The sequence below is a fragment of the Streptomyces acidicola genome, assembly GCF_009377235.1.
In the GTDB taxonomy this organism is placed as follows: domain Bacteria; phylum Actinomycetota; class Actinomycetes; order Streptomycetales; family Streptomycetaceae; genus Streptomyces; species Streptomyces acidicola.
Genome location: NZ_VMNX01000064.1, coordinates 30,370 through 41,871 on the forward strand (window position 1 = coordinate 30,370; position 11,502 = coordinate 41,871).

At 68.1% G+C, this 11,502-nt stretch carries 8 protein-coding genes, 1 tRNA gene and 1 pseudogene; 7 read left to right on the forward strand and 3 right to left on the reverse strand.

Going from position 1 to position 11,502, the window contains the following annotated elements:
• Window positions 1–35: 35 nt before the first annotated feature.
• A complete protein-coding gene (locus FPZ41_RS18745) occupies window positions 36–797 on the forward strand; it encodes an SDR family oxidoreductase (RefSeq protein WP_152864082.1) in 762 nt (253 codons plus the stop codon).
• A 274-nt stretch (window positions 798–1,071) separates the two neighbouring features.
• On the opposite strand, the gene FPZ41_RS18750 is transcribed toward FPZ41_RS18745, so the two are convergent.
• Window positions 1,072–1,155 (reverse strand) — tRNA-Leu (locus FPZ41_RS18750).
• 567 nt (window positions 1,156–1,722) lie between these two features.
• On the opposite strand from FPZ41_RS18750, the gene FPZ41_RS18755 reads away from it, so the two are divergent.
• The 6 genes from FPZ41_RS18755 to pknB all read left to right on the forward strand — a co-directional run bounded on the left by FPZ41_RS18755 (window position 1,723) and on the right by pknB (window position 9,849).
• The gene (locus FPZ41_RS18755) at window positions 1,723–2,571 is read left to right on the forward strand and encodes an FhaA domain-containing protein (protein ID WP_131571263.1); all 849 of its coding nucleotides are present in this window, start codon (window positions 1,723–1,725) and stop codon (window positions 2,569–2,571) included.
• Between the two features lie 10 nt (window positions 2,572–2,581).
• Window positions 2,582–3,100, forward strand: a complete 519-nt coding sequence (locus tag FPZ41_RS18760; protein WP_131571260.1) for an FHA domain-containing protein FhaB/FipA — start codon at window positions 2,582–2,584, stop codon at window positions 3,098–3,100.
• A 118-nt stretch (window positions 3,101–3,218) separates the two neighbouring features.
• Window positions 3,219–4,742 carry a Stp1/IreP family PP2C-type Ser/Thr phosphatase gene (locus tag FPZ41_RS18765; RefSeq protein ID WP_228022822.1) on the forward strand — a complete coding sequence of 508 codons (1,524 nt, stop codon included), beginning with the start codon at window positions 3,219–3,221 and terminating at the stop codon, window positions 4,740–4,742.
• Between the two features lie 27 nt (window positions 4,743–4,769).
• On the forward strand, window positions 4,770–6,209 hold the full coding sequence (locus FPZ41_RS18770) for an FtsW/RodA/SpoVE family cell cycle protein (protein ID WP_152864084.1): 1,440 nt from the start codon (window positions 4,770–4,772) through the stop codon (window positions 6,207–6,209).
• Window positions 6,206–7,666, forward strand: coding sequence for a peptidoglycan D,D-transpeptidase FtsI family protein (locus FPZ41_RS18775; protein WP_322620410.1), 1,461 nt, complete (start codon window positions 6,206–6,208; stop codon window positions 7,664–7,666). The genes FPZ41_RS18770 and FPZ41_RS18775 overlap by 4 nt, the downstream gene beginning before the upstream one ends.
• Before the next feature lie 170 nt (window positions 7,667–7,836).
• Window positions 7,837–9,849 carry a Stk1 family PASTA domain-containing Ser/Thr kinase gene (gene pknB, locus FPZ41_RS18780; RefSeq protein ID WP_152864086.1) on the forward strand — a complete coding sequence of 671 codons (2,013 nt, stop codon included), beginning with the start codon at window positions 7,837–7,839 and terminating at the stop codon, window positions 9,847–9,849.
• 729 nt (window positions 9,850–10,578) lie between these two features.
• Here pknB and FPZ41_RS18785 read toward each other — a convergent pair.
• Both FPZ41_RS18785 and FPZ41_RS50575 read right to left on the reverse strand, forming a co-directional pair.
• On the reverse strand, window positions 10,579–10,827 hold the full coding sequence (locus FPZ41_RS18785) for a DUF397 domain-containing protein (protein WP_152864098.1): 249 nt from the start codon (window positions 10,825–10,827) through the stop codon (window positions 10,579–10,581).
• A gap of 218 nt (window positions 10,828–11,045) precedes the next feature.
• Window positions 11,046–11,162: pseudogene (locus FPZ41_RS50575) on the reverse strand (helix-turn-helix domain-containing protein); the annotation flags it as partial.
• Window positions 11,163–11,502 lie beyond the last annotated feature (340 nt).

The window sequence follows — 11,502 nt, forward strand, 5'->3', positions numbered from 1 at the left end:
CGCCAGCCCCCACGACCGGAGAGGCGACAGCAGCCATGGACCTCGGCCTGAGGAACCGGGTGTACATCGTCACCGGCGGCACCCGCGGTCTGGGGAGGGCCGCCGCAAGCTCACTGGTGGCGGACGGTGCGAGGGTGGTCGTCAGCGGACGCAGCGAGAAGTCGGTAACGGCCGCCTCGGAGGAACTCGGCGGCCCGGGGCAGGCAGTCGGTGTCGCAGCCGACAACGCCGACACCGCGACTCCGGACCGGCTGATCGTCGCGGCCCGCGATGCCTTCCAGCGGCTGGACGGGGTACTCATCAGCGTCGGCGGCCCGCCGGCGGGCACGTCGGACCTCGTCGACGACGACCAGTGGCGCGCCGCCTTCGAGTCGGTCTTCCTCGGTGCGGTACGGCTGTCCCGCGCTGTCGCGGCGGAGCTGGGCGAGGGAGGTGTCATCGGCTTCGTCCTGTCCAGCTCCGTGTACGAGCCGGTTCCGGGCCTCGCGATCTCCAATGCCTTCCGGCCGGGCCTGGCCGGTTACGCGAAGAACCTGTCGAACGAGCTGGGCCCGAGAGGCATCCGCGTCGTCGGCCTCGTGCCCGCCCATATCGAAACCGACCGGGTACGCGAACTCGATGCCCGCGGCGGCGACGCCGACGCCGCCCGCGCCACTGCGACCGCCGTCATCCCCCTGCGCCGCTACGGAACCCCTGACGAGTTCGGCCGGAGCGCCGCCTTCCTGCTGTCGCCCGCCGCGGCGTACCTGACAGGAGTGATGCTGTCGATCGACGGGGGCGTACGCAGAGGCTTCTAGCAGGGCCCTGCCGTGCGCGCTGCCGTGCGCCCTGCCGTTTCTGGGCCGACGCCGCACAATCAGGCCAGAAGCAGGGCCCTGACCGTGACCTTTGTCACGGACAGGGGCCTGACGCACAGCCACCCCGGCCGTGTGATGCCTCACACCACGAACATCTCAGCCCACTCCCACAAGCCCACTCCCGCCTCCCGGCGGGCACAACGAGAAACGGGCCGCTGCCGTGACTTCCGTCACCAGCAGCGACCCGTTCCATCGGTTCTTCGCTGTGCTGTTGTGCGCGAGGGGGGAGTTGAACCCCCACGCCCTTGCGGGCACTGGAACCTGAATCCAGCGCGTCTGCCTATTCCGCCACCCGCGCATTGGGTGTGTCCTCTGGCCCCGCTCCTTGCGGCCCGGCGCCTTCCGACACGCAGAAGATTAGCACGCTGGAGACGGTGGGTTCACATCCGTTCTCCAGGGCTGCCGCCAGCGCGAATGTCCACGCCCCGTGCGGGTGGCGTCCGTGCGCCCGCCGCCCGCACACGCTCACTGGACCGACCGCCCATGACCCCGTGCCACCCTGTGCGCCGGCCCGTGCGTCCGTGTGCGGCGCCACACGTTTCCACCTGTATCGACGTGTGCCGGTTCACGTATCAACCTCGTACCGGTCCCGGCCATCTCCCCAGGAGGAAGGCAGGGTCCACAGTCAGGTGCGGGACACTGGTCTCGCACCCCCTCTACGATCCTTGGCAGAAACCTCGGCGGGAGTATGGCGGGAGGAGTTCGAAGGGGTGCTGCGCAGGGAATCCGGGAGGGGACTTCAGTGGGTGTCGACACCTGTCGACCGGGCCGACAGGGGGAACCACCCGATTTCACGGCGCGTGGATACGATCAGTAAGCAGTACGGACGCAGGATGCAGGACGGCAACGACGGAGGAGGTGCCCCATGGGAGTCCTGAAGAAGTTCGAGCAGCGCCTCGAAGGCCTGGTCAACGGCACCTTCGCCAAGGTGTTCAAGTCCGAGGTCCAGCCGGTCGAGATCGCCGGCGCGCTCCAGCGGGAGTGCGACAACAACGCGACGATCTGGAACCGCGACAGGACCGTCGTCCCCAACGACTTCATCGTGGAGCTGAGCACGCCGGACTACGAGCGCCTCAGCCCCTACTCCGGCCAGCTCGGCGACGAGCTCGCCGGCATGGTGCGCGACTACGCCAAGCAGCAGCGCTACACCTTCATGGGCCCCATCAAGGTCAACCTGGAGAAGGCCGACGACCTCGACACCGGTCTGTACCGGGTGCGCAGTCGTACGCTCGCCTCCACCAGCAGCCAGCAGGCTCCCGCGTCCGCCCCGGCCGGCGGCCGTCCCGGAGCCGGCGGCGGCTACGGCTACCCGCCGGCCTCCGCGCCCGCGGGTGCTCCGCCCATGCCGTCCGCGCCGCCGCCCGGCGCACGCTCCGGCGCCGCGCCCTACGGCCAGCGGCCCCCGGGCGGGCCCGCCCCCGCTGCGGGCGGGCGCACACGCCACTGGATCGAGATCAACGGCAGCCGCCATCAGATCTCCCGCCCGACGCTGGTGCTGGGTCGCAGCACCGAAGCCGACGTGCGGATCGACGACCCCGGCGTCTCCCGCCGGCACTGCGAGATCCGGACCGGAACGCCCTCGACGATCCAGGATCTCGGGTCCACCAACGGCATCGTGGTGGACGGGCAGCACACCACCCGCGCTACGCTCCGCGACGGCTCGCGGATCGTCGTGGGCAGCACCACCATCATTTACCGGCAAGCCGAAGGGTGAAGCGGGGGCAATGTCAGAGCTGACCCTCACGGTCATGCGGCTGGGTTTCCTGGCCGTACTGTGGCTGTTCGTGATCGTGGCCGTGCAGGTCATCCGCAGCGACCTGTTCGGTACGCGCGTCACTCAGCGCGGTTCACGGCGTGAGAGCGCGCGGCCGCAGCAGGCCGCGCGCCAGGCGCCCCCGCAGCAGCGCGGCCAGCAGTCCGGCGGTGGCGGTGGCCGCCAGCGCCGCGGTGCGCCCACCAAGCTCGTCGTCTCCGAGGGCACTCTCACGGGTACGACGGTCGCGCTGCAGGGGCAGACCATCACGCTGGGCCGCGCCCACGACAGCACCATCGTGCTGGACGACGACTACGCGTCCAGCAGGCATGCCAGGATCTACCCGGACCGTGACGGCCAGTGGATCGTCGAGGACCTGGGATCCACCAACGGCACGTACCTCGACCGGAACCGACTGACGACCCCCACACCGATTCCGCTGGGCGCGCCGATCCGCATCGGCAAGACCGTCATCGAGCTGCGGAAGTAGTACGACAAATGAGCGAGCGGAGCGAGCACGCGGTGGCCCCCACGACGGGCCCCGGCGCGCTCCCGACCGGAGGGTGGGCACCGTGCGGATGTACCCGGAGCCGACGGGCGAGGTGCGCATGAGTCTGTCTCTGCGCTTCGCCGCCGGATCGCACAAAGGCATGATCCGCGAGGGCAACGAGGACTCGGGCTACGCGGGACCGCGCCTGCTCGCGATCGCCGACGGCATGGGCGGCCAGGCCGCCGGTGAGGTGGCCTCCTCCGAGGTGATCTCCACCATCGTCGCCCTCGACGACGACGTACCCGGCTCCGACATCCTCACCTCGCTCGGCACCGCCGTGCAGCGCGCCAACGACCAGCTGCGCATGATGGTCGAGGAGGACCCCCAGCTGGAGGGCATGGGGACCACCCTGACCGCCCTGCTGTGGACCGGGCAGCGCCTCGGCCTCGTCCACGTCGGCGACTCCCGCGCATACCTCCTGCGGGACGGCGTCCTCACCCAGATCACCCAGGACCACACCTGGGTGCAGCGTCTCGTCGACGAGGGACGCATCACGGAGGAGGAAGCCACCACCCACCCGCAGCGCTCGCTCCTCATGCGCGCGCTGGGCAGTGGCGACCATGTCGAGCCCGACCTCTCCATCCGTGAGGTCCGCGCCGGCGACCGCTACCTGATCTGCTCCGACGGCCTCAGCGGCGTCGTCTCCCACCAGACGATGGAGGAGACCCTCGCCAGCTACCAGGGCCCGCAGGAGACGGTGCAGGAGCTGATCCAGCTCGCGCTGCGCGGCGGCGGCCCGGACAACATCACGGTCATCGTGGCCGATGTCCTCGACATCGACGCCGGCGACACCCTCGCCGCCCAGCTCTCCGACACCCCGGTCGTGGTGGGCGCCGTCGCCGAGAACCAGCACCAGCTGCACGACAACGGCGCCATGCAGACCCCGGCCGGCCGTGCGGCCGGCCTCGGCCGCCAGGTGCCCGGACAGGGCGGCGAGTTCGGCCCGCCCGGCTCCGGCGACGCGGGCGGCTACGCATCGTCGGACAGCTTCGGCCAGTACGCGGACGAGGACTTCGTCAAGCCCCGCAAGAAGGGCGGGTGGCTGAAGAGATCGTTCTACTCGCTGCTCGCCGTCGCCGTGATCGGCGGCGGCACGTACGCCGGCTACCGGTGGACGCAGACGCAGTACTACGTCGGCGCCAACGAGGACCACGTCGCGCTCTACCAGGGCATCAGCCAGGACCTGGCATGGGTCTCGCTCTCGAAGGTCGAGAAGGACCACCCCGAGATCGAACTCAAGTACCTGCCGCCGTACCAGCAGAACCTGGTCAAGGCCACCATCGCCGAGGGCGGCCTGAAGGACGCCCAGCAGAAAATCGACGAGCTCTCCACCCAGGCGTCCGCGTGCAAGAAGGACGCTGAGCGCCGCGAGGCCGAGAGCCGTAATAACTCAAAGACAGGCGAGGGAGAGGCCGGAGGGGTCACGGGAACCACTCAGTCCTCACTCTCGTCCAAGGCATCACCGTCGCCGACTTCGTCGCCATCGACGTCGGCGCCGTCGTCCACACCGACACCCACACCCACCGGCCCCAGCCTGTCCGAGGAAGAGCAGAAGCTGGTCTCGCTGTGCGGGAAGCAGTAGGCAAGCCGTGAGGGGCCTCGTCATACGATGAGCAGTACTACCAACTCGCCGACGCACCACACGTCCACGATCGGCGCCATCGGCGCACCGAGCAGACGCAACACCGAGCTCATGCTGCTGGTGTTCGCCGTGGCGATCCCAGTGTTCGCCTACGCCAACGTGGGCCTCGCCATCAACGACGAGGTCCCGACCGGCCTGCTCGGCTACGGGCTCGGGCTGGGCCTGCTGGCAGGCGTGGGCCATCTGGTGGTGCGCAGGTTCGCGCCGTACTCCGACCCACTGATGCTGCCGCTCGCCACGCTGCTCAACGGACTCGGGCTTGTCGTCATCTGGCGCCTCGACCAGTCCGAACGGCTCCAGCTGAGCTCCACGTACGTGGAGGCCTCGCCACGGCAGTTGCTGAACTCGGCGATCGGCGTCGCGCTCTTCGTCGTCGTAGTGATTTTCCTCAAGGACCACCGCGTCCTGCAGCGCTACACCTACATCTCCATGGTCACGGCTCTGGTCCTCCTGCTGCTGCCGCTGGTCCCAGGGCTTGGTGCGAACATCTTCGGCGCCAAGATCTGGATCAGGATTCCGGGCCTCGGCACGATCCAGCCCGGTGAGTTCGCGAAGATCGTCATCGTGGTCTTCTTCGCCGGCTACCTCATGGTGAAGAGAGACGCCCTCGCCCTCGCCAGCCGTCGCTTCATGGGCCTGTACCTGCCGCGTGGCCGTGATCTCGGGCCCATCCTGATCGTCTGGGCGGTGTCCATCCTGATCCTGGTCTTCGAGACCGACCTCGGTACGTCGCTGCTGTTCTTCGGCATGTTCGTAATCATGCTGTACGTCGCCACCGAGCGCACCAGCTGGATCGTGTTCGGTCTGCTGATGTCAGCCGCGGGCGCCGTCGGCGTGGCCTCCTTCCAGCCGCACGTCCAGCAGCGCGTCCAGGCCTGGCTCGACCCGATGAAGGAGTACCAGCTCAGTCAGCAGGGCATCATCGGCCACTCCGAGCAGTCCATGGAGGCCCTGTGGGCCTTCGGCTCCGGCGGCACCCTCGGCACCGGACTCGGCCAGGGCAACTCCGACCTCATCGGCTTCGCCGCCAACTCCGACTTCATCCTCGCCACCTTCGGCGAGGAACTGGGCCTGGCTGGCGTCATGGCGATCCTGCTGCTCTTCGGCCTGATCGTGGAGCGCGGCATCCGCACCGCCCTCGCGGCCCGCGACCCGTTCGGCAAGCTACTCGCGGCCGGCCTGTCCGGCGCCTTCGCTCTCCAGGTCTTCGTGGTCGCCGGCGGCGTCCTGGGCCTGATCCCGCTGACCGGTATGACACTGCCCTTCGTGGCGTACGGCGGTTCCTCCGTCATCGCCAACTGGGCGCTGATCGGCATCCTGCTCAGAATCAGCGACACCGCCCGCCGCCCGGCCCCGACGCCGGCCGCCAACCCCGACGCCGAGATGACCCAGGTGGTTCGCCCGTGAACAAGCCCCTGCGCCGGATCGCGCTCTTCTGCGGATTCCTCATTCTCACCCTGCTCATCCGCGACAACTGGCTCCAGTACGTCAAGGCCGACACCCTGAAGACGGATACCAAGAACCGCCGCATCTCCATCGAGCGCTACGCCACCCCCCGCGGCAACATCATCGTCGACGGCAAGGCGATCACCGGGTCCGTCGCCACCGAGGGCACGGACTTCAAGTACAAGCGGACCTGGAAGGACGGCGAGATGTGGGCGCCCGTCACCGGGTACGCCTCCCAGGCCGTCGGCGCCACCCAGCTGGAGAACCTCGAGGACGGCATCCTCACCGGCAACGACGACCGGCTCTTCTTCCGCAACACCCTCGACATGGTCACCGGCAAGAAGAAGGAGGGCGGCCAAGTCGTCACCACCCTCAACGCCGCCGCACAGAAAGCGGCCTTCGAGGGGCTCGGCAACAAGAAGGGCGCCGTCGCCGCGATCGACCCGTCCACGGGCGCCATCCTCGCGCTGGCCTCCACCCCGTCCTACGACCCCGGCACCTTCGCCGGCATCAGCAGCAAGGACGGCGAGACCTTCACGAAGCTGGACAAGAACAAGGACAAGCCGATGCTCAACCGGGCGCTGCGCGAGACGTACCCGCCCGGCTCGACCTTCAAGGTGGTCACCGCCGCCGCGGCGCTGGAGAACGGCAAGGTCAACGGCATCGACGAGCGCACCGACACCCCTGACCCGTACCGGCTGCCCCAGTCCACGTACGACCTCACCAACGAGCACGGCGCCTGCGAGAACGCCACGCTGCGCGACGCGCTGGAGGTCTCTTGCAACACCGTCTTCGCCAACCTCAGCGACCAGGTCGGCAACGAGAAGATGATCGAGCAGGCCGACAAGTTCGGCTTCAACGAAGCCGAGCTCGACATTCCCGTCCGCGCCGCCGAGAGCGTCTACCCGAAGGACAACCGGCCGCAGAACGCCCTGAGCGGCATCGGCCAGGCCTCCACCCGCGCCACCCCGCTGCAGATGGCCATGGTCAGCTCGGCGATCGCCAACGGCGGCAAGCTGATGAAGCCCTACATGGTGGACCAGCTGCGGGCCTCGAACCTCGACACCATCGAGACGCACGAGCCCGAGGAGCTCTCCCAGGCCGTCTCCGGGGAAACCGCCCAGGCGCTGCAGGGCATGATGGAGACCGTCGTCAAGACCGGTACCGGCACCAAGGCGCAGATCCCCGGCGCCACCGTCGGCGGCAAGACCGGTACCGCCCAGCACGGCCTCAAGAACAGCGAGAAGCCGTACGCCTGGTTCATCTCGTACGCCAAGCTCAGCGACGGCAGCTCGCCGGTCGCTGTGGCCGTCGTCGTCGAGGACGGCAGCGCCAACCGTGACGACATCTCCGGTGGCGGTCTTGCCGCCCCGATCGCAAGGGACGTGATGAAGGCAGTCATCGACAGCAAGAAGTGACCCCTGTCACGTCGCCTTCACAAAGGTGCACGTTGCGATACCGGTCCTGTATCAGGTGACGCGACCGACCAGGTCACGCAAGGCGAGCCGGGTACCGTATGCCCGGACAGCACACCGCCGGACCACACGTGGGTGCGGGCGGGACCGACGGAGAGGGCTGGTAGGAAGCTATGGAAGAGCCGCGTCGCCTCGGCGGCCGGTACGAGCTGGGCCATGTGCTCGGCCGTGGTGGCATGGCAGAGGTCTACCTCGCGCACGACACCCGGCTCGGCCGCACCGTGGCGGTGAAGACGCTGCGAGCGGACCTCGCGCGCGACCCCACCTTCCAGGCCCGGTTCCGCCGGGAGGCCCAGTCGGCCGCCTCGCTCAACCACCCCGCAATCGTCGCGGTCTACGACACGGGCGAGGACTACATCGACGGGGTCTCGATCCCGTACATCGTCATGGAGTACGTCGACGGCTCCACACTGCGTGAACTCCTGCACTCCGGCCGCAAACTGCTGCCGGAGCGCTCCATGGAGATGACCATCGGCATCCTCCAGGGCCTGGAGTACGCGCACCGCAACGGCATCGTCCACCGCGACATCAAGCCGGCGAACGTCATGCTGACGCGCACCGGCCAGGTCAAGGTGATGGACTTCGGCATCGCCCGCGCCATGGGCGACTCCGGCATGACGATGACGCAGACCTCGGCGGTCATCGGCACCGCCCAGTACCTGTCGCCGGAGCAGGCGAAGGGCGAGCAGGTGGACGCCCGGTCCGACCTGTACTCCACCGGCTGCCTGCTCTACGAACTGCTGACCGTACGTCCCCCGTTCATCGGGGACTCACCGGTCGCGGTGGCGTACCAGCACGTACGGGAAGAAGCACAGCCCCCGTCGGTCTTCGACCCCGAGATCACGCCTGAAATAGACGCGATCGTGCTGAAGGCCCTGGTCAAGGACCCGGACTACCGCTACCAGTCCGCCGACGAGATGCGCGCCGACATGGAGGCCTGCCTCGACGGCCAGCCCGTCGCGGCCACCGCGGCCATGGGTTCCGTCGGCTACGGCGCCTACCCGGACGACCAGCCGACGACCGCCCTGCGCTCCGCGGACGCCGGCGCCACCACCATGCTGCCGCCGATGAACCCGGACGACGGCGGCTTCGGCTACGACGACCGGGCCGGCCGACGCCGCCAGAACCAGAAGAAGAACAACACCTCGACGATCCTCCTGGTCGTCGCGGGTGTCCTGGTCCTCGTCGGCGCGATCCTGATCGGCATGGTCGCCTTCAGCGGCAACGGCAACGGCAACGACACCGTCGACACCCCCAACTTCGTCGGCGCCAAGCAGAACGCCGCCGAGCGGATGGCGAGCAACGTCGACCTGAAGGTGGACATCACCAAGAAGCCCTGCGAGGACGAGACGAGGGGTAACGTCTGCTCCCAGGACCCCGCCCCCAAGACCGAGGTCAAGAAGGGCGACACCATCAATCTGGTGGTGTCGACGGGGGCGCCGAAGGTGGCGGTGCCGAACGTCATCGGTGACAAGGTCGACGAGGCCACGCAGGAACTGGAGGACAACAAGTACCAGTTCAAGGTCGAGACGGAGACCAAGGAGTCCACCGAGGACCCGGGCACCGTCCTGAAGACGGACCCCATCGCGGGCGAGGAGATCGAGAAGGGCTCCACGATCACCCTCACCGTCGCCAAGGAAGAGTCGAAGTCCACGGTCCCGGACGTCACCGGCCAGTCCTGTGACGCGGCCAAGCAGCAGATGGCGGCCAACGACCTCGTTGGTGAGTGCACCGAGGTGGACACCCAGGACGACAACCTGGTCGGCAAGGTCATCACGACCACCCCGGCGGCCAACACGCCTGTCGACAAGAACTCCAACGTGAACATCCAGATCGGTAAGAAGGCCGAGCAGCAGGTGGTGACGGTTCCGGACGTGCGGGGTAAGCGCGTGAAGGACGCCAGGAAGGAGCTGGAGCGCGCGGGTCTGGCGCTGGGCAACGTCGTGGGCGCCTCGAACGACGACGCGTTGGTCATCAACCAGGATCAGCAGCCGGGCAGCCCGGTGCCGGCCGGCACCGCGGTGAACCTCCAGGCCGCGGACACGGGCGGGGGCGGCAACAACCAAGGCAACGGCGGCGGCTTCTTCGGAGGCGTCAACGGAGCGAGCTTCCGCCAGGAGGACTGACCCACCTCGGCATTTGGAGGGCCTTCGACACCGCGCGGGACGCGGTGTCGAAGGCCCTCCGGCGTTCACCGAACAACGAAGTCGCCCAGCGACCACGGGCACAGCGTCCCGCCAGGAGTCCTGACAGCGTGCCATAAGCCAAGTGTGACGGCAGAGGCTGGGGAGAGCATTGCCATGAGCACATCACGATCATAAGATCATCGCATCAACAATCCCCACTCACATGCGCCGTCAACGTAGCCAACAGCACAGGCGGTTACGGTACACCCACGCACAAATCGATCTACATGTCCCGCTGCGTGGCTGGCACCACTGCCGGTGGCGGTTGCACGACGGACACCGTTAGGCGGGACCCGGCCTTCGGCAGCTCTACGGAGTACAGCTACTACGCGGGCCCAGTCTCCTTCTACGCGGCGGACCGTTGCATCCTCATCGGTGGCACCCTCGTTTCACCGAGCGGCGGCGTGGCCATTTACTCGAGCATGGCGACTTACTGCGGCTAAGCAGACCTCCAGTGACGGTGGACCGTAGCCTGGCCCACCGTCACTGTCGCGTCGATCGCTTCACCGCAACTCCCTCTGCGACTCCCGCTCGTTGACCACGTTGTCGACGCGGACGAACTCACACCACCCACGTGCCGATCGCCCTACGACAGAACGCCAGCCCATGACGCAACGCGCCCCGTTCATGCCTCTGCCGGAGCGGGGCGCATTCGCTGTTTCGCGGCCCTCAGTCGTCGAATTCCCCACTCCTGACACCGGTGGTGCACGCCTTCCACTCGGTGGGAGTGAAAAAGAGGACCGGCCCGTGGCGGTCCTTGCTGTCCCGTATCGCGCGGCCGCCGTGAGTCGTGTGCGCCACCTCCGCGCAGTCCGTGTTCGCCCCCTGCGACGCCGAGGACTTCTTGAAGGCAGTGACGACGTCCCGCTCGATCGCCCGGTGGGTGGGGACCTGGCACGACCAGCCGTTGCGCCGCAGCTGGGGTTGCCCCCTCTGGGGACTTCCACACCCCCGGAACGGTGTAGCCGATGTGGAACATCCGCCCGATCAGTGTCTTGATCCTTGCCGGCATCGGCCACTGGTCGGCGAAGCCGTGGGCCAACGGGCTTCGCTGAAGACCGGCTTGCAACCGGGCGAACTGCGCCGGACTCAGCCTCGGCCGCGAGGCCTGCCCTTTCGGCACAGCCCGCCATGCCTCGGCGGTCGTAGGCCCGTCGCCACCGGTTCACCGACATCCGCGTCACCCGCAGTTCCCGCGCCACCTGCACGTCGGTGCGGCCCTGCTCGAATAACTCCGCGGCTGCCATGCGCACCCGCTCACGCCGCTCCCGGTCCGCGGCCGTCAGACCGCCGCCTTGTGCGTACCGCGTGAGACTGGCATAGCGGCCCCGACGACCAGCGTCACCACCCCGTAGAACACCACGAGTTAAAAGATCAGTACTTGTTGTCCGTGCCCGTCGGCTAGCCGTAGAGCAAGAGAGGCCTGAAGCCGCAAGAGATGATTGCGGCTTCAGGCCTCAGCCTTGCTAGGGCCTGTACGGAGTCGTGATCACCTGCTGGTACAACTCTCGTGTGGCGAGGCGTGAACTCAGCGACGACGAGTGGGCGTTGGTCGAGCCGTTGCTGCCGATCGGCGCCTGTGGCCCCTATCCG